Here is an 18,057-nt window from a genome sequence, read left to right as displayed (position 1 = left end):
ATAGATTACGAGGGTTTTTTATTGCCTGTTATTTAAAATTGGCTGTCCTATCAAAAAAACCACGCTAATTAGCTTAGCGTGGTTTTTTTAACAGTAAACGATATATTCAATGCTACTCGGCTTCATCCAACAACTTATTAACCGCCTCTGCCATGGCGTCATCTATGAGGCTATCTTCTATATAGTCCACTAGCTCATGGATGGTGGTCAGATCCATTCCTCGAATACCCAAGCTTGCCAATTGCTCATTAATAGATTCCAAGCTCTCTGTAGCATCAGAGCTATCTAATAACTGCTCATCAAAACTGTCACTGACAAACCAGTACATTTTTTCTAGCAAGCTATCTCTTTTGGTCAAGGTTGAATAACTATCGCCATGGATAAACAAATTAAAATGATAAGGCATTTCTATATCATTAATAAAAAAAGTACGCTTACACTCTAGGGTATAGGCTTGTACTTGTTCCTCTTCAGCGCCTTCTGCATCACTTATATCTTCTGCAATCTCTTCTTTTACCAAGCCTTCTAATATTTCGTAACGCCCAACTTTGACTTTGTGATTATAAATAATACAAGCGTCCGCAATCGCATCAAAAATCACCGCACTGACATCTAAGGTATGGTCGTCGATATCATAAAACGCTTTTAAAAAAGGTAAGAACTCTGTGAGCTTGCCTTCTGGCACTTCGGTCAGAAACTGCTGCTCGTAAATGGCAATCATATCTTCAGGTGAATAGGTATTGGCGGTATTGGTCTCATTTCTGCCCGTAGGTTGCAAGGGTATCAGGTTATATGGATTATTATGGGTCATGCAGGACTGCCTTTTTATTGAGGTAAGCGAAAATCTATGTTCTCTATTATCTCTTATTCAGCCACTTTTAGATATATGGTTTAGGCGTTCAAATTAACCATAAAAACCACTCTAAGTTACTTAGAGTGGTTTTTATGCAACCAATACTATCTCAGTTTATTTTAAAAATGAATGTTCGCTAATTTGCCATTTGTACTTTTGGTTGCTTACGAATGCTAGAGCCATCTTTACAACTGATGGTGATACCTGTGAATCCAAACAGTATCGTAAGCAGCAGCGATAAATAACAGAAAAAGGCATAAGGCAAATATTCAAGTACCGGAACACCTAACGCTTGACTGATAAAAACACCGCACACGCTCCACGGTACTAATGGATTGATAACCGTGCCCGCGTCTTCGATAGTACGCGATAGGTTTTTGGGGTGTAAATTCAAACGCTCAAAGGTCGGACGAAACGCAGTTCCTGATAATAAGATACTCAAATATTGCTCACCGATCAGCACGTTGATACTTAAAGCTGCCATTGCCGCGGCAAAAATAGCACGTCCTGAGCTTGTCAGCATATTACGAATACCTAACAATAACGCTGGCAAGATACCCAAAGCACGTAATAAACCGCCCAAACTTAACGCCAATATCACGATAGTCTGAGTAAAGAACATACTTTGCATACCGCCACGTGAGATCATACCTGCCACTTCACCCAGCTCTAAATTTTCGGCGGGCGTATAACCAGCAAATAGATAACCGCCGAGCTGCCCAATACTTGGCGTGCTGTGCAGATAAGTAAGCACTAAAGCGGTCGCGATTGTACAAATGATGGTATAAATGGCATTGACTCGGCATAGTGCTAATACCACTAGCACGACAAATGGTAATACGGCATAACCATGGACTAAGCCGCTATCGACCAATTGTGATTGCAGTAAGGTCACTTGACCTAAATTACCCGTACCCGTCCGGCCAGAGAAATACCAAAATAGCCCAGCTGTAATGAGCCACGCCGGTACCGTGGTATACATCATATTACGGATATGCTCAAACAAATCAATGCCGACGACAGAAGAGGCAAGCGTACAAGTATCTGACAACGGCGACATTTTATCGGCAAAAAAAGCGCCTGAAACCACTGCACCAGCAGCAATAGCGACGTTGGCATCAAAGGCATTACTCATACCAATAAAGGCCACACCAAGTGTCGCGGCTGTGGTCAAACTACTGCCTAGAGCGACACCAATAATTGAGGTCAATACAAAGGCCGAAATATAATAATACTGCGGTGAGATGAGATCAAAACCATAATACATAATGGTAGGAATAGCACCTGACATCATCAGCGCGGCGACCAGCAAACCAATAAAAAATAGTAAATAAATAGCACCAATACCACTGACAACGCCCGATGACATCTGCCCCTGCATCTTTTCAAAGCTTAGACCTTTATACATACCAAGGCCTAATAAAACAACGATTGCAAGCATCAATGACAGATGCGGTACCCAGCCAAAGCCGATCATGGTCACACCCATAATCGCGATGACAACGCTGGCAATAATAAAAGCTACCTTGGGAGATAGCTCGGTAAGTACTTGTGGAGGCATAACACATCCTTATGGTGCCATCATATATACTCTGGCGTTAGGGTTGGTTTTGGGTGGGACAAGTTTAATGAGTTGCAATGATTATTGCCAGTCTCATGACTTACCCAGTAGGCTATCGGTCTTGGCTGCCATGATAAAATCGTTGCGATGCAGACCTTTAATGCTATGTGACCACCAAGTGACGGTGACCTTGCCCCACTCTACCAAAATACCCGGATGATGCCCTTCTGCTTCCGCAATGTCGGCAAGCTCATTGGCAAATGCCATCGCTGTGACAAAATTTTTGAATTTATACTGACGCTGTAATTGCTTAATGCCGTCGACTTCGATGAGCGACCAATCAGGAATTTGTTGTAATAGCTCGCGTGCTTCTGTGTCGTCGACGGTTGGAGCACCGATACGGCAGGCTTCACAGCTGGCTTGTGATAATGTCGTCATGATAATATCCTTTTAAGTTAACTATTATTTTTTTAATACCGTTAGGATTAATACAGTTACGTCCGTGTTAATACTGTTTTTACAGCATCACTTTTACCACATCGTTATTTTAACGATGCTAAATTTTTTAATGTATTAAGCGTTTTTTGGTGCATAAGTTGGTTCAAACAAGCCAAGTGCCATTGCTTGTTTGACCTTGCCCATGATGTCGCTATCGACGATATCGAACAGCGCATCTAAATCATCAATGACATAATAAATCGGCTGAATATGGTCAATGCGATAAGGCGTACGCAGAACATCAAGCAAATCAAATGCGCGGTGTTCTGGCTGATTTTGAGGTTGCTGCTGATGGTGATGGTTGGATTGTTGCAATGTATCGCTACCATTAAGCGCATAAATCGTTTCAGAAGGGGAGCTCAAGATACCGCCGCCATAGATACGGCGATTGTCAGGGTGACTACCTACCAAGCCAAACTCGATGGTAAACCAATAAAGCCGTGCCAAAAACCACCTTTCTTCTTTACTGGCATCAAGACCCAGCTTGCCATAGGTCTCATTAAAAGCGGCAAAAGCAGGATGGGTCAGCAGCGGACAATGGCCAACGATTTCATGAAAGACATCTGGCTCTTCGATATAATCCATGTCTTCAAAGCGGCGGATAAAGGTCGCTACGGGAAAGCGTTTATTTGCTAAAAGTTTAAAAAACTTACCAAAGCTGATAAGCGCAGGAACGGCAGCGGTTTGCCAGCCGGTGGTGGCTTGCAGGATTTGGTCAATGTCATTTAATTGCGGGATATGCGTCGATGGCAGATTTAGCTTTTCTAAGCCTTCTAGATAGGCTGAGCAAGCTCGATTGGGTATTTGCTTAGCTTGACGTGTAAGCAGCGCCTGCCACATGGCATTTTCATCGTCACTATAGTGGATATGCCCCTGACTGTCTGGCTGATGCGAGAGGTAAGGTTGATTCTCAGCTGTTAAATCGCTATGGCTAGAAGCATCAGCGCCGAGAGCATTAGAAGACACACTCTTGGCACTGAGGGATTTTTGAATAGTATTGTTAGTTTGTAGGCGTTCCATGCCTGTGTTCCTTTTATTACCGTGGGTTACATTAACCTTGCATCATTAACTTGTCTTAAAACCACCTCAGTTAAACTCAATTAATCTTAGTTAAACTGAACCGATACTTTAAAGTGACTGTCGTAATAATGAGGGTTAATGAAGACAAGACGTTATCCTTTCGTCTTGTCCATTTTCTTGTTCTGAGCACTGATCTTATTCTGAGCACTGATATATAAGTATGGATACATAAGCACTTGTATATCAGCGCTAACAGATAAACTTTAAACTAAGTTACGGTGTTGAACTAAATTACGGCGTTTCGGTCTCTGACTGACCAATCGCGCCGCGACGGACTTGGTCACGCTCGATTGATTCAAACAGGGCTTTAAAGTTACCTTCACCAAAGCCTTCTTCGTAATCGCCTTTACGTTGGATAAATTCAAAGAATACTGGGCTACCCAAGATAGTTTCAGAGAAAATCTGTAGCAGTAGACGTGGTTTGCCACCCTCAGTGGTGCCATCTAACAAGATACCGCGCATTTGCAGCTCAGAGACATTTTCACCATGGTTTGGTAAACGCTCGCTTAGCATGTCATAGTAGGCCGCGTTTGGTGCGGTCATCAATGGAATGCCGGCAGCTTTTAGCTTATCGATACTGGCAAATAAATCATCACTGGCTAAGGCAATATGCTGAATACCTTCACCATTAAAGTGCATCAAATATTCTTCGATTTGGCCGCCGCCTTGCTTAGACTCTTCATTTAACGGGATACGGATTTTGCCATCAGGGGCGGTCATCGCTTTACTGGTCAGGCCGGTGTACTCGCCTTTGATATCAAAATAACGGATTTCACGGAAGTTAAAGATGCGCTCATAGAAGTTTGCCCAATACGCCATACGGCCGCGGTAAACGTTATGAGTTAAATGGTCGATGACTTTAAAGCCATAACCTACAGGGCGTCTGTCAACGTCTGGTAAGAATTCAAAATCGACATCATAGATAGACTCGCCGTCTTTAAAACGGTCAATCAAATAGATGAGGGAGCCGCCAATGCCTTTGATAGCAGGCAGTCTTAATTCCATCACTCCTGTTGGCACATCTACTGGCTGCGCGCCTTTTTCAATCGCCAGCTCATAAGCTTTTTTGGAATCCTTGACGCGAAAACCCATGCTACAAGCCCCAGCACCATGTTCTTCAACGAAATAACTGGCTTGGCTTTTTGGCTCACGATTGATGATAAGGTTGATATCACCTTGACGGTATAACGCCACGTCTTTTGAGCGGTGATTGGCCACATGGGTAAAACCCAGCTGCTCAAATAACTCTGCAACAGCTTGTGGTTGAGGTGAGGCGAATTCAACAAAGTCAAACCCTTGCAATCCCATTGGGTTTTCAAATAAATCGGCCATTGTAATCATCCTTAATTTCAATTGGTGGTATAAAAAACAGTAAAAATATAATGCTAAAAAATAACTTCAATCAATAATTCTTATTGACGATGCATTTATATTAGATTAGCTTGATTTATAAGACTAATCGTATTTTTTGATTTATTTATCAGGTTTGCTTATGAATATCAGTATTCGCCAATTGACCGCTTTTATCAGCGTTGCCGACAATGGCAGTTTTACCCGTGCCAGTGACCAGATGCATTTAACCCAATCTGCCGTCAGTGGTTTGATTAAAGAGCTAGAATCTAGCCTCGGTATCGTTTTGTTTGATCGCACCACACGCCAGCTTTCTTTGTCCGTTGTCGGGCATCATTTATTGCCACAAGCGCGGCGTATCTTAAATGAGATGCAGCTGTTTGAAAATGAAGCCAGTAGTTTGACAAGTTTGGCACAAGGTCAGGTCAGACTTGCGGTGTCGCAATTTGCCGCCTCCTCCATGCCAGCGGTGATTGCCCAGTTTGCTAAAGAATATCCAGATATTAGCGTGTCTTTGCTTGATTGTTCAGCTGAAAATGTTTTAGAACACATTCAAAACATCGAGGTAGATTTGGGCGTCGGGACTGAGCTTGGTTTTATGGAGTCTGAAGATGACATCAGCGCCGATTTGTTATATCAGCTGCCGTTTTGTGTGGTAATGCCTGATAGCCATGCGCTGGCACAAAAATCAGAGGTCGTCTGGCAGGACTTGGTAGACATTCCACTTATTACCTTGCAAGGGCCATTTATTGAGCAGGTGACCGCCGAGCTTGATGAAAGTATTGCCAGCCATATCCAAAAAGCGCGCTATAAAGTTAACTTTATGTCCACCGCCCTTGAGATGACGCGCCAAGGTTTTGGCATTACCTTGTGCTTGCCTTATATGCCGGAGGTGATAGATTGGGTAAGCGCCAATGGCTTGCAGATGCGCCCCTTGGCACAACCGGTCAAAATGCGCCGCTTTTTTATTTACCAACGCTCGTCACGGGCATTATCACCCGCCAGCATTGCCTTTAAGCAATTTTTGCAGGCTTACTTTGCCAGTCACTTTGATGATTTACAGAGTGTTTGAGCTCCCTTAATCAAATCATTACTTAAGTTTGGCAAAGGCTTAAATTCAGCAAAAAACTTGCCAATAAACAAAAAAATGCGTTAATTAATCAGTATCACTGAATCTAACATTGAGTTAATCGCCAAACTGGTTTATGCTTTTTAACGCCTTAACTCATCTCCCTTGTAAGGAAAAAAAATGTTTGAACGTATCGATTATTATGCCGGTGACCCAATCTTAGGATTGATGGACAAGTTTGCCGCCGACACCAACCCAGATAAAGTCAATTTAGGCGTGGGCGTTTATTATGATGAGGATGGCAAATTGCCCGTCCTTGAGTGTGTCAAAACGGCTGAGCAGCGTATTGCCGACCCCATCTCTCCTCGTCCTTATTTGCCAATGGCCGGCTTACCCGGGCACCGTAAAGGTTGTCAGGAATTGCTGTTTGGTAAAGACGCGCAAATCTTACAAGACGGTTTGGTTGCGACCATCGCCACTATCGGCGGTTCTGGTGCGTTAAAAGTGGGCGCAGAATTTATCCATGAATGGTTCCCGCAGTCTAAGTGCTACGTCAGCGACCCAACGTGGGGCAACCACATTGCTATCTTTGAAGGCTCTGACGTCGAAGTCGGTAAATATCCGTACTACGACAAAGCGACCAGCAGCATCAAATTTGATGAGATGATTGCTTTTTTTGAGACTTTAAATAAAGATGACGTCATCTTATTGCACCCTTGCTGCCATAACCCAACCGGTATGGACTTGACTCGTGCGCAGTGGGATACCGTGCTAAATGTCATTCAAGCGCGTGAGCTGATTCCATTTATGGACATCGCTTACCAAGGCTTTGGCGAAGATATGGACAGCGATGCTTACGCGATTCGTAAAGCCGTCGATATGGGTCTGCCACTGTTTGTCAGTAACTCATTCTCTAAAAACTTATCACTATATGGTGAGCGTGTCGGTGGCCTATCTGTCGTTTGTCCAACAGTAGACGAAACTGAGCGCGTCTTTGGTCAGCTGAACTCTACGGTACGTCGCATCTACTCAAGCCCACCATCACATGGTGGTCGTGTGGTCGATATCGTCATGAACGACGAAGCGCTACATAAGCAATGGGTTAGCGAAGTTTATGCGATGCGTGACCGTATCAAAGCCATGCGCTTAAAGCTCAAATCAGTATTGGAAGAGAAAATCTCTGATCGTAACTTCGATTACTTAACTGAGCAAAACGGCATGTTTAGCTTTACAGGTTTAACGCCTGAACAGGTTGAACAACTCCAAAGCAAGTTTGGTATCTACATGGTATCGAACTCGCGTATGTGTGTTGCCGGCTTAAACAGCAGTAATATCGATTATGTTGCCAATGCCATGGTCGACGTCTTAAAAGACTAATCATCTAACGCGATTTCATAAAAATTATGTGAATAAAAAGGCTGAATTATTGCTCAGCCTTTTTTTATGCCTGATATTTTCTAAAAAGACTGCATAAAAATGCTACACAAAAAACACTGGACAAAAAAACTTGCAATCTGTTTGGCTATAAATTACATTATACGTAAGTAGTTAATTATAACGTAATTCAATATGCGCTTTAGCAAGGAGCTTCCCATGTCAACGATTGACAAAAACCTCACCTCATTTATCGATATCGCCACTGATTCTGACTTCTCTATTCATAACCTACCTTATGGCATTTTTAGTGATGCCAAAGACGGTGCTGGTAATAACAACCGTCGCGCTGGCGTTGCCATCGGTGAGCAGGTATTAGACTTATCGGTACTCGAAGCAGAAGGGTTGTTAAGTTTGGCTGGCGGTCCGTACTTTGATCAACCGACCCTAAACGCCTTTATTGATTCTGGTCGCGAAAACTGGACCAAGGCTCGCACCACCATTCAAACGCTATTGTCTGCTGATAATGATACCTTGCGCGACAATGCAGACTTGCAGCAAAAAGCCCTGTTTAAGCAAGCAGACGTCACCATGCATCTGCCCGTTCAAGTGCCCGGTTTTACGGACTTTTATTCTTCTAAAGAGCATGCGACCAACGTTGGCACTATGTTCCGTGACCCAAATAACGCCCTACTGCCTAACTGGACTGAAATGCCAGTCGGTTATAACGGACGCGCCAGCACCGTTATCGTTAGTGGTACGGATGTGATACGCCCATCGGGTCAGCTAAAACCGAATGCTGATGACCGTCCTATTTTCTCGCCTTGTAAGCGTTTGGATTTTGAACTTGAAACCGCCTTTGTCGTCGGTAAAGGCAATAATATCGGTCAACCGATTGCAGTCGATGAAGCCGCGGATCATATTTTTGGCATGGTACTACTTAATGATTGGTCAGCCCGTGATATCCAAAAATGGGAATACGTGCCTTTAGGTCCTTTTAATGCCAAAACCTTTGCTTCTGAAGTATCGCCTTGGATTGTGACCATGGATGCTTTAGCACCCTTTAAAACCTCATGCCCAACGCAAGAGCCAAAACCACTGGCTTATCTCAATGAAAAAGCCTCTGATAGCAGCTTTGATATCACTTTATCAGTCGAGTTATTGCCTGAAAATGCAGACGAAGCAACGGTGGTTTGTGAGACCAACTTTAAATATATGTATTGGTCAATGGCGCAGCAGCTAACCCACCACACCATCACGGGTTGTAAAGTAGAAGTCGGCGATATGATGGGCTCAGGGACGATTTCAGGACCGACGCCAGATTCTTATGGCTCGATGTTAGAGATTGCTTGGAATGCGACCAAACCTGTCACTTTAAAAGGCGGCGAGACACGCAGCTTTATCGAAGATGGCGATACCGTGATTATGAAGGGCTATAGCGAAAAAGACGGCATTCGTGTTGGCTTTGGTGAAGTACGCGGTAAGGTCTTGCCTGCGCTTAGCTTTGATTTTGACAAATAGTATAGAAAGAAAATATATGAGAACAAAGATATGAAAACAGTGGTTTTAAGCTGCCAAGCAACCATTGACGTATAGTCAATCGGTACTGGCAGCCTCTAGCTACTGATTGCATTCCCTATCAAAAGGAGTTTGATATGAGTTTTAAAATTGAAAAAATCCATCATGTAGCCTATCGCTGCAAGGATGCTAAAGAAACCGTTGAATGGTATAAAAAATATCTCAATATGGATTTCATCTTAGCATTTGCTGAGGACCATGTACCTTCAACCAAAGCCTTTGACCCTTATATGCATGTGTTTTTAGATGCCGGTAATGGCAATGTCTTGGCGTTTTTTGAAGTGCCCAATCAACCGGAAATGGGCTTTGACCCCAATACGCCAAACTGGGTACAACACTTAGCCATGAAGGTAAAAGACCGTGATGCGTTAATGGCCGCAAAAAAGCATTTAGAAGCAAATGGTATTGACGTGGTCGGCGTGACCAATCACGGTATCTTCCATTCTATCTATTTCTTTGATCCTAATGGCCATCGTATGGAGCTCACCTACGATGATATTACCTCAGAAGAAAAGGTCTCGATGATTACGGAAGAGATGAAGTATGAGATGTTAGAAGAATGGTCGCGTACCAAGCGTGCACCCGCTCATACTCAGTTTTTACATGCAGAGGAACTGGCGCAAGCACGAGAAGTCGCGCCTGCAGGTGAGTAATAGCGTTAATTTATTGGATGGTTAAATTTTACTTTATTAAGAAGTTAAGTAGCAAATTTAAGGAGCTAAGTTAAGTAGCGAGTCTTGGCTACGCTATTTGATAACGCTGCGCGATTGCCAGTATTTGCTCAACCACGTTATGTTGCTCACTCATCGGCAACTGCTCGGTAGTACCAATGATAGTAATGGCATATTCTAATGGCAAATTATCAAAAGATGATTGGTTATTAACAGATAACTTGTCATTGGCAGTGGACTGAATAGCAGCAGTGTTGGCTGATTGAGGCACAATCACTGGAATGGTAATGGCATTAATCCCCATCAGCATATCACCGGTGACCGTAGCATAGCCTTGGGTACGAATCTTGGCTTGCATCTGGTTAAAGTGCTGCCACTTTTCTGCGATGACTGCTTTATCCTCTATACGCCATTCCGCCTTCACCAATGGCTCGATAACGGCATCTGGCTGATAGCTGGCAAATAATTGCCCTGTCGCCGACGTTGTTAGCGGCATACGTGAACCGATACGAGTGATGATGCTGATAGGGCTGTCTGGCTCAACTGATTGAATGATAATCGGACCTTCGCTAAACCATTTGGCAATTTGCACGCCGCAGTGTAGCGTGTCTTTAATTTCATTGGCGATATGCGTCAATCGCTCCAAGATATTGTTTTGATTAAACCCAGTCTGCCCCAATGCTGCCAGTGCATTAACGCGCACGCCAAGTCCATAACGACCATCGCTCAGCTGCCGCGCATAATTTTTGCGAATAAGACTGACCAAATAACGATGACACTTAGCCGGATGCATTTGCACATTTTGCGCAATATCCTTTAGCATCATAGGCTCGTTGTGATTGATTAGAACGTCTAATACTGACAATCCAATTTCAAGTGACTGCACGCCACCTTGGTTTTTATTGCTAGTAGGATTGTCTGTTAGGTTTTCAGATGCGGGCATGTTTTGCTCAATCAGTGGCTTGTTCAATTGATGGTTTGCTCTATTAGTTATCTACGCTATTAATGTGTTATTTATGGAAATCTTATAACAGTACGACTTAACATTACTTATTTGTTATAACAGTACGACTTAACATTACTTATTTGGATTATATAACATAAGCATGGTATCAATAATTATAACCACTTATGACACAAACAACCTACCATTATAAAGGGAATTGATAATGATGAAGTTATATAGTTACTTTCGTAGCGGAACATCGCATCGTACTCGTATCGCGATGAACCTTAAAGGTTTAGCGTATGAGTATATCGCGGTTAACTTGGCAAAAGATCAGCAGCTTGAGTCAGCGTTCAAAGCCATTAACCCACAAGGATTGGTGCCTGTATTGCAAGCAGATGATTTGCTTTTGTTTCAAAGCCCGGCTATTTTAGAGTGGTTAGAAGAGGTTTATCCTGAGACGCCGCTATTACCTCAAGACGCTGCCGGTCGTATGCAGGTACGTGCGCTAAGCGCCATGATTGGCTGTGATATCCATCCTATTAACAATCGCCGTATTTTGCAGTATCTGCGCAATGAGCTATCGGTAGACGAGGAAGCTGTTATTAAGTGGTGTAATCGCTGGATAAGTGAGGGTTTTGCAGCGTTAGAAAAACGCTTAGCACAAGATAAAGCTCGTGGGAAATTCTGCTACGGCGACAGCCCTACTTTTGCAGATTGCTATTTGATTCCGCAAGTCTCGTCGGCACGGCGCTTTAAAGTAGACTTAGGTGCTTATCCCAATATCGCCGAGATTGACGCACATTGTCGCACACTAAAAGCCTTTGCTGACGCCGATCCCATGGCTCAACCTGATGCAACCTAATGCACTAAGCGCTTACTGTTGACAAAAAAATAGCCTCGACAATATGAGGCTATTTTATATAGGTGAGTTACTACTTATCATGCTACTCAAACGTTCACCTCACACTGCGTGAGTGCACTTATCTTGACTGGCACTGCATATGCCCAAGGTGTGCCGCAGCTACAATAAAAGTAGCCATCTTTAAATGATACGATATAGGCGGTAAAATCATTACCATCATGATCCATCATCGCTTGTTCATCACTTTCATCATCAACCGCACACCATATTGGTTTATCACTACGTTTAAGTAATGCGCGGGTCAAATCGCTCCCTGTTAACTCACCATTCATATCCAGCTCCCTAACTGTCCTGTACTATCAGTAAAAACCCAGCGGCTTTCTGCTAATACCTTGCATCATTGCTCGTTCCATGAGCATGACATGAGCTATACAAACATCCATTTCTGCTGAAAAATAAAATCATCAAGTCGTACTCATTTAACAGCCACTAACCTCTTTGGATACTTTATTGTAAAACAATAGCAGCAAAACTGTAACATCGGAAGTACTTCTTGCCGATAAACGGTAGGAATATTCGGATAAACGTTAAATGAAGCTGATTAATTTTGCCAAATATCTCATTGATAACGTCTGCTAGCGTGCTTAGCGCTACCTGCTCGCCTTATTTTAACAATAGTATTGATCTCCTTATAAACGATTTTATACCCAATAACAGAGACTAAAATTAAGAAGCCAAATCAGGTAAAATAGTGGTTATGACTGCTCTTATCACACCCAGCCCTCGCAAGATTATTCACATTGACATGGATGCTTTTTATGCCAGTGTAGAACAGCGCGACTTTCCTGAGCTACGCGGCAAGCCGTTAGTCGTCGGTGGTGACCCCAATGGTCGCGGGGTGGTTGCAGCTGCCAGTTATGAGGTGCGTAAATTTGGCGTACGCTCCGCTATGTCCTGTTATGAAGCTCGTAAACGTTGCCCTGATGTCATATTTGTCAGGCCACGCTTTGATGTCTATCGAGCGGTCAGTCAAGATATTCGCCGCATTATGCACAGTTTGACGCCTCAGGTTGAGCCATTATCGTTAGACGAGGCCTATCTTGATGTGACAGGACTGAGCGTGCATCACGGCTCAGCCACACTAATGGCAAATTGGCTACGGGCGCAAATTTTAGCGCAGACAGGACTCAATGCCTCTGCGGGCGTGTCCTTTAATAAAATGCTCGCCAAAATTGCCTCTGATATTAATAAACCCAATGGCACGGCGGTTATCACACCAGCGGATGCCGAGGCGTTTATTAGCACATTGCCTATTGAGCGTTTTCATGGGATTGGCAAAGCAACAGCGAAACGCTTGCATGCAATGGGTATCAGTAACGGTTCTGACCTACGGCGCATCCCTGCTGCCGTTTTAGTCAATGAATTTGGTAAACGTGGACAGTTTTATCATGACATCGCCCATGGCCGTGACGAACGCCCCGTTAAATCGCAGCGTATTCATAAGTCGGTTGGTTCTGAGACCACTTTTAGAGACAATTTAAGTCACAATGATGAGCTACGCCTACAAATATACGAGCAAAACGCTGATGCTTTTGAGCAGCTGCATAAAAAGCAGCTAGTCGCCTATACCATTACCCTTAAAATCAAATACGCCGATTTTACCCAAGTCACGCGTTCGCACACCTTATCCACGGCTTTTGATAGCGCCGAATCTGCCCATTACTGGCTTGATAAGCTGTTTTTAGATATTCCACGTCTGCTGCCTATCCGGCTTGTCGGTGTGACTTTTTCTTCGTTAACGCCCGCCACGCAAATACTGCCGCAGCTAAATTTATTTGAATAAGTCATTAAAGTTTTGCAAACAAAGCTGTTAGAAACAAAGCTATTGGAAACAAAGCCATAACTTTGTCATGCCTTAATTTTTTGCTTAGGCTATTTCATTTGCCATTCGTCATTTATGAACGGCTAATGCTTAGGAAACCGTTCTTTCATATCCGCATTTCTGCTACAATTACCTCGAAACTTCTATCTATTGAAAGACCGACTATGACTGACTCTCAACCTATAAACCCAGATGTTAATATCACTGATACGACCAATAATAATACCGACAAAAACTTCAACAACAGTACTGATAAAAACCTAAATAACGATATTAATAAGAACGATTACGTTTTAGACTATCTCAGTGTTGATGATTACGATTATGAGCTGCCAGACAGCTTAATCGCTCGTTACCCATTGGCGCAGCGTTCGGCATCAAAGTTGCTATATGTAGCTAAAAACAATCAAAAAAATACTGACAGTCAGATTTTAGACAAACAGTTTTCTGAGCTGCCCGACCTGCTAAACACGGGCGACCTAATCGTCTTTAACGACACCAAAGTCATGAAAGCGCGCTTGTTTGGGCAAAAAGATACGGGCGGTAAGATAGAGGTGCTGATTGAGCGTTTGGTTGAGCTATCAGATTTAGATGGCGCGACCTTACATTTACAAACGACAGACGGTGCAACCGTTATCCAAGAGCATATTGCCCTTTGTCATGTTAAAGCCAGTAAAGCACCCAAACTTGGGCAACGATTGCAGATTGCCGACGGTCATATGCACGCTGTGATGATTGGTCGCCAAGATAACTTATTTATTCTAGCTTTTGAGGCGTCTATTCTGCCTGATTTAGAGCGTTATGGTGAGCTGCCTATTCCGCCCTACTTTGAGCGCCACGCCGATGCGACTGACAATACCCGTTATCAGACGGTATTTCATGACCCCGCCAAACTTGCCAGCGTCGCGGCACCGACCGCCAGCTTACATTTTGATGAGCTCGTGTTAGATAAGCTTGCCGCCAAAGGCATTAATACCGCTTTTGTCACCTTACATGTAGGTGCTGGTACGTTTGCCCCAGTAAAAACAGACAACTTGCTCAATCACACCATGCATAGCGAATATGCTCACCTGCCCCAAACTACCGCTGACCTCATTAATCAAACGCATGCCAATGGTAAGCAAGTGATTGCGATTGGTACAACGGTCACACGCGTGCTTGAGACTGCGTATCAAAAAACAGCGGTCAATGGACAAGCGCTTTCTAGCTGGGCGGGTGATACCGATATCTTTATTTATCCAGGGTTTAAGTTTGGTGTTATAGATAAACTGTTTACTAATTTTCATCTGCCAAAGTCTACGTTGCTGATGTTAGTCTCAGCATTTGCAGGTAAAGCCGCCATCGAACAGGCCTATCAACATGCCATTAATACCGAATATCGCTTTTTTAGCTATGGTGATGCCATGCTACTTGATAAAAAGATTCAGTTGCAAGAATAAACATTAAGCAAACAATTAATGCATTGTTCACAACAGCGGTGAAATAAACTGGTAAACTAAACAGTATTTTGTTATAACAACATAGATAACTCTCACTCTAAAGGGCTGCACATGTCTTGTCACTTATCTCATCGCTTGACTACTGTACATCGCTCAGTATCAATGGCGCTGCTTTATTCAGTCGGCTATGCAGCTTTTATGTCTCATGCCCAAGCCGCCACCATTGGCAAGACAGTCATTACCTCAGCGCAGCATGAACCTTTAGCTGCCAGTATTATGGTCACTGATATTAAGACCGCTGATTTTTCAGCCAGTTTAGCGAACTCTACTATTTATCAGCAAATGGGCTTGACACCAACTGACTCAATGACCGTCCGTTTCCAACCGACGTCAGCCACCAGTGGTCACGTTCTTATCACAACGACCAAACCTGTCTCCAAGCCTTTTGCAGATGTGGTGTTGTCTATTAATGATGGTACTCAGCGCAATGTTATTCCTAAAACATTACTGATGCCTCTAAATAACAGCTTGCCGATTACCCCTACTCAAAATATCGTTACAGGCGCAAAAAAGCCGAACTTACCTCTAATGCCAGTCAGTTAAGGCAAAAACTCAATAAAAGTAATAAAATAGCCCATCTAATAAGTAGATGGGCTATTTTACTATGAGACTACAGGCCGCTATCAGCGAGCAAAAACGGCATAATAGAAAAGCAAATACACCCATAGTTAAAAAACCTGCCGCACCGAAAGCTACCTCTAAAACAAAAACTGAAAGTGCTAAAGCGACAAAGCGTACTGAGAAGCCAGTTATAAAGAAAACCCAAACCCTGCCAACCGCTCAGTTTTCTGTTCTCGCTCCTGGCCATGATGGTAGCGCAGATGGCACTAAAACTAAGGCAGGTATGGCAACGGGCAACGGGCTTAGCACAGATGTATTAGATATTCTTAAATCATCGCGACAAAGTACTGCCGACCAAGCTCAACGTTTATCAAAGACCAACAGCACGCTTGGCAGTTATACTAAAAAGTTGCAATTACAAAACCAAAAACTGGCGGAGCTACAAGCTCGTCTCGAAAAACTACGCAATCAATAATTGCCTAACCGATCAATGCACTATGCTGTGATCGTGGGCGCAGGAGTAACTATGGACAATATGCTATATATTATCGCCGGATTGGTATTTATTGTACTAATAGCGGTTTTGGTCGTGCGTAAAAATAAAGCACAAAAACCATCAGGGCAACCAATTGTAAAGGCAGGAAAAACTGCGCTTAAAGAAGCACCTAGTGAAGCCGACAGCACTAATGACAAAAAATTTGATCCTATTGAGATTGCGCAACGTTTTATGGATCAGCAGCGCTATGACAAAGCCATTGAAACGCTCAATCGCGGTCTTATTGAAAAACCTAATGATAGCCAATTATCTCTTAAGCTGCTTGCGATATATGCCACGATAGATCAATCTGATAACTTTAATAAAGTTTATGACTCTATTAAAACTCATGCTGATGCAAAAAGTATCGCTCAAGCTGATGAATTAAAAGCATTGCTGACTGAAGAACAAAATCAAGCAGCCAAACATGCTCTACCAGCTGAAAATGACCAAGATGCGGGTTTTGAGAGTATCGATTTTGATATCCCTGCGGACAAAGTCGACAGTCAAAACGCCATTATTGATAACCATCTTGATGATGATGCGGTTCAACCTACTGCCTATAGAAACGACTTAGCAGACAGCTCTGACACCACTTTAGCTACTTCTAATGATTTCGATAATATCGAGCAAGATTTTGACCTGAGCCTGAATGATTTAGAAAACGATATTAACGAGCCCGCCGCTACTAGCATGACACCGGCCACTGAGCTAGATATCGCTGATGATAAAATTTTATCTGCTTCAGCTGTTATAAGCGAAAATGATAATAGTAGCGATAGTAGTGCCAGTGACTCCGATTTTGATTTTGATTTCGACTTAGCAGAGCCACAAGATATCTCTACGCAAGCGCCTACTACCACTCTATCTAATGGTACGTCTAATAATACTACATTAGATGAGAATGAAGACTTTGTCTTAGATTTGGCAGATTTAGAAATTGAAGCTAGCGATGATAACGTTTATGCTGATGTTGATGAAGTCACTACAGAAGCTATTCAACTAGAGCAAGAAGACCTTACTTTATCTCTCGATAATGTTGATGATATCAATGATATTGATACTTTCAATGCACCAGTTGAAGCAGAGACGGAAACACAGCCATCAAGTGAAACGCCTATTCTTATTGAAGACAATTTTGATGACTTTACTTTTGAAGACAATGCAGCGCAGGAAATAAATGAAGTCCCTTATGAGACAGTAGCTCATGAAACAGTCGCTTCTAACACTGCACCAACGACTGTTACGTTCGATGACAATACCCTGATTGATGATGATTTTGACTTTGATTCTTTAGCAAGTGCTCCAACAGCGACGACGCCAGTTGAGCTTGCAAGTGAAGTTGAAAACAATGTTGACAGTGATTTTACTGCTGAGACTGAGGTTGCAACTGCCGAAGACTTCTCATCACGCTTTGCAGCTGACTTTGATTTCGTCAAAACGTTAGACAGCAATCAAGTCACCTTAGACTTAGCTGGTCAGTATGTACAGCTGGGTGAATATGATAGTGCCAAACGCTTACTCAATGAAGTCATAAGCCAAGGTACGAGCGAGCAACAAAGCCTTGCGCAAACTCTACTAGATCGCACTGCATAACAAATAGCACCTTCTCTTATCAGTAAGTATTCTACTATCCTAAGAATACTTGCTGATTTTTTTTGCATTTAAGCTTGATACTCTCTATTATCATTCACTCTATCATTGCTCATTATTTTTGCTAGAATGCGCCCTAAGA

The 18,057-nt window shown here is 43.0% G+C and carries 17 protein-coding genes; 10 read left to right on the top strand and 7 right to left on the bottom strand.

Annotation, left to right across the window (positions count from 1 at the left end; translation table 11 throughout):
* Nucleotides 1–112 precede the first annotated feature (112 nt).
* From QJS82_RS03475 to hppD, 5 genes are all read right to left on the bottom strand, one after another.
* Nucleotides 113–811 (bottom strand): hypothetical protein, encoded by a 699-nt coding sequence (locus QJS82_RS03475; RefSeq protein ID WP_281491233.1) that lies wholly within the window; start codon nucleotides 809–811, stop codon nucleotides 113–115.
* 178 nt (nucleotides 812–989) lie between these two features.
* Nucleotides 990–2,414, bottom strand: a complete 1,425-nt coding sequence (nhaC, locus tag QJS82_RS03470) for a Na+/H+ antiporter NhaC (protein ID WP_281491232.1) — start codon at nucleotides 2,412–2,414, stop codon at nucleotides 990–992.
* A 93-nt stretch (nucleotides 2,415–2,507) separates the two neighbouring features.
* Nucleotides 2,508–2,852 carry a 4a-hydroxytetrahydrobiopterin dehydratase gene (locus tag QJS82_RS03465; RefSeq protein ID WP_068405575.1) on the bottom strand — a complete coding sequence of 115 codons (345 nt, stop codon included), beginning with the start codon at nucleotides 2,850–2,852 and terminating at the stop codon, nucleotides 2,508–2,510.
* Between the two features lie 135 nt (nucleotides 2,853–2,987).
* Entirely contained in the window at nucleotides 2,988–3,932 is a 945-nt protein-coding gene (gene phhA, locus QJS82_RS03460; protein WP_281491231.1) for a phenylalanine 4-monooxygenase, read from the bottom strand.
* A gap of 291 nt (nucleotides 3,933–4,223) precedes the next feature.
* The gene (gene hppD, locus QJS82_RS03455) at nucleotides 4,224–5,324 is read right to left on the bottom strand and encodes a 4-hydroxyphenylpyruvate dioxygenase (protein WP_201619496.1); all 1,101 of its coding nucleotides are present in this window, start codon (nucleotides 5,322–5,324) and stop codon (nucleotides 4,224–4,226) included.
* Between the two features lie 160 nt (nucleotides 5,325–5,484).
* Between hppD and QJS82_RS03450 the strand changes: the two genes are divergently transcribed.
* The 4 genes from QJS82_RS03450 to QJS82_RS03435 all read left to right on the top strand — a co-directional run bounded on the left by QJS82_RS03450 (nucleotide 5,485) and on the right by QJS82_RS03435 (nucleotide 10,016).
* Complete coding sequence (locus QJS82_RS03450) at nucleotides 5,485–6,414, top strand: LysR family transcriptional regulator (RefSeq protein ID WP_281491230.1); 930 nt, start codon at nucleotides 5,485–5,487, stop codon at nucleotides 6,412–6,414.
* 177 nt (nucleotides 6,415–6,591) lie between these two features.
* Nucleotides 6,592–7,788: an amino acid aminotransferase gene (locus tag QJS82_RS03445; protein ID WP_281491229.1), complete on the top strand. Its 1,197-nt coding sequence runs from the start codon at nucleotides 6,592–6,594 to the stop codon at nucleotides 7,786–7,788.
* Between the two features lie 216 nt (nucleotides 7,789–8,004).
* The gene (gene fahA, locus QJS82_RS03440; protein ID WP_281491228.1) at nucleotides 8,005–9,306 is read left to right on the top strand and encodes a fumarylacetoacetase; all 1,302 of its coding nucleotides are present in this window, start codon (nucleotides 8,005–8,007) and stop codon (nucleotides 9,304–9,306) included.
* Between the two features lie 134 nt (nucleotides 9,307–9,440).
* The gene (locus QJS82_RS03435) at nucleotides 9,441–10,016 is read left to right on the top strand and encodes a VOC family protein (protein ID WP_193007454.1); all 576 of its coding nucleotides are present in this window, start codon (nucleotides 9,441–9,443) and stop codon (nucleotides 10,014–10,016) included.
* Nucleotides 10,017–10,104: 88 nt separating this feature from the next.
* On the opposite strand, the gene QJS82_RS03430 is transcribed toward QJS82_RS03435, so the two are convergent.
* Nucleotides 10,105–10,977 (bottom strand): IclR family transcriptional regulator, encoded by an 873-nt coding sequence (locus tag QJS82_RS03430; protein WP_281491227.1) that lies wholly within the window; start codon nucleotides 10,975–10,977, stop codon nucleotides 10,105–10,107.
* A gap of 229 nt (nucleotides 10,978–11,206) precedes the next feature.
* On the opposite strand from QJS82_RS03430, the gene maiA reads away from it, so the two are divergent.
* A complete protein-coding gene (maiA, locus tag QJS82_RS03425; protein WP_281491662.1) occupies nucleotides 11,207–11,845 on the top strand; it encodes a maleylacetoacetate isomerase in 639 nt (212 codons plus the stop codon).
* An 86-nt stretch (nucleotides 11,846–11,931) separates the two neighbouring features.
* Here maiA and QJS82_RS03420 read toward each other — a convergent pair whose 3' ends face one another.
* The gene (locus QJS82_RS03420) at nucleotides 11,932–12,177 is read right to left on the bottom strand and encodes a hypothetical protein (RefSeq protein ID WP_201625900.1); all 246 of its coding nucleotides are present in this window, start codon (nucleotides 12,175–12,177) and stop codon (nucleotides 11,932–11,934) included.
* A 425-nt stretch (nucleotides 12,178–12,602) separates the two neighbouring features.
* On the opposite strand from QJS82_RS03420, the gene dinB reads away from it, so the two are divergent.
* The 5 genes from dinB to QJS82_RS03395 all read left to right on the top strand — a co-directional run bounded on the left by dinB (nucleotide 12,603) and on the right by QJS82_RS03395 (nucleotide 17,918).
* Entirely contained in the window at nucleotides 12,603–13,688 is a 1,086-nt protein-coding gene (gene dinB, locus QJS82_RS03415) for a DNA polymerase IV (RefSeq protein WP_281491226.1), read from the top strand.
* Nucleotides 13,689–13,891: 203 nt separating this feature from the next.
* Entirely contained in the window at nucleotides 13,892–15,166 is a 1,275-nt protein-coding gene (gene queA, locus QJS82_RS03410) for a tRNA preQ1(34) S-adenosylmethionine ribosyltransferase-isomerase QueA (protein WP_281491225.1), read from the top strand.
* Nucleotides 15,167–15,277: 111 nt separating this feature from the next.
* Entirely contained in the window at nucleotides 15,278–15,769 is a 492-nt protein-coding gene (locus QJS82_RS03405) for a type IV pilus assembly protein FimV (protein ID WP_281491224.1), read from the top strand.
* A gap of 61 nt (nucleotides 15,770–15,830) precedes the next feature.
* On the top strand, nucleotides 15,831–16,262 hold the full coding sequence (locus QJS82_RS03400; protein ID WP_281491223.1) for a hypothetical protein: 432 nt from the start codon (nucleotides 15,831–15,833) through the stop codon (nucleotides 16,260–16,262).
* Between the two features lie 51 nt (nucleotides 16,263–16,313).
* The gene (locus QJS82_RS03395; protein WP_281491222.1) at nucleotides 16,314–17,918 is read left to right on the top strand and encodes a FimV/HubP family polar landmark protein; all 1,605 of its coding nucleotides are present in this window, start codon (nucleotides 16,314–16,316) and stop codon (nucleotides 17,916–17,918) included.
* Nucleotides 17,919–18,057: the final 139 nt, after the last annotated feature.

The sequence above is a fragment of the Psychrobacter maritimus genome (genome assembly GCF_029953575.1).
Classification (GTDB): domain Bacteria; phylum Pseudomonadota; class Gammaproteobacteria; order Pseudomonadales; family Moraxellaceae; genus Psychrobacter; species Psychrobacter maritimus.
This window is presented reverse-complemented; position numbering and strand designations above follow the sequence as displayed.

Bases quoted from the DNA above. Each gene is read 5' to 3' on its own strand.
- QJS82_RS03475 (WP_281491233.1), bottom strand. From the start codon at position 811: ATGACCCATAATAATCCATATAACCTGATACCCTTGCAACCTACGGGC.
- nhaC (WP_281491232.1), bottom strand. From the start codon at position 2,414: ATGCCTCCACAAGTACTTACCGAGCTATCTCCCAAGGTAGCTTTTATT.
- QJS82_RS03465 (WP_068405575.1), bottom strand. From the start codon at position 2,852: ATGACGACATTATCACAAGCCAGCTGTGAAGCCTGCCGTATCGGTGCT.
- phhA (WP_281491231.1), bottom strand. From the start codon at position 3,932: ATGGAACGCCTACAAACTAACAATACTATTCAAAAATCCCTCAGTGCC.
- hppD (WP_201619496.1), bottom strand. From the start codon at position 5,324: ATGGCCGATTTATTTGAAAACCCAATGGGATTGCAAGGGTTTGACTTT.
- QJS82_RS03450 (WP_281491230.1), top strand. From the start codon at position 5,485: ATGAATATCAGTATTCGCCAATTGACCGCTTTTATCAGCGTTGCCGAC.
- QJS82_RS03445 (WP_281491229.1), top strand. From the start codon at position 6,592: ATGTTTGAACGTATCGATTATTATGCCGGTGACCCAATCTTAGGATTG.
- fahA (WP_281491228.1), top strand. From the start codon at position 8,005: ATGTCAACGATTGACAAAAACCTCACCTCATTTATCGATATCGCCACT.
- QJS82_RS03435 (WP_193007454.1), top strand. From the start codon at position 9,441: ATGAGTTTTAAAATTGAAAAAATCCATCATGTAGCCTATCGCTGCAAG.
- QJS82_RS03430 (WP_281491227.1), bottom strand. From the start codon at position 10,977: ATGCCCGCATCTGAAAACCTAACAGACAATCCTACTAGCAATAAAAAC.
- maiA (WP_281491662.1), top strand. From the start codon at position 11,207: ATGAAGTTATATAGTTACTTTCGTAGCGGAACATCGCATCGTACTCGT.
- QJS82_RS03420 (WP_201625900.1), bottom strand. From the start codon at position 12,177: ATGAATGGTGAGTTAACAGGGAGCGATTTGACCCGCGCATTACTTAAA.
- dinB (WP_281491226.1), top strand. From the start codon at position 12,603: ATGACTGCTCTTATCACACCCAGCCCTCGCAAGATTATTCACATTGAC.
- queA (WP_281491225.1), top strand. From the start codon at position 13,892: ATGACTGACTCTCAACCTATAAACCCAGATGTTAATATCACTGATACG.
- QJS82_RS03405 (WP_281491224.1), top strand. From the start codon at position 15,278: ATGTCTTGTCACTTATCTCATCGCTTGACTACTGTACATCGCTCAGTA.
- QJS82_RS03400 (WP_281491223.1), top strand. From the start codon at position 15,831: ATGAGACTACAGGCCGCTATCAGCGAGCAAAAACGGCATAATAGAAAA.
- QJS82_RS03395 (WP_281491222.1), top strand. From the start codon at position 16,314: ATGGACAATATGCTATATATTATCGCCGGATTGGTATTTATTGTACTA.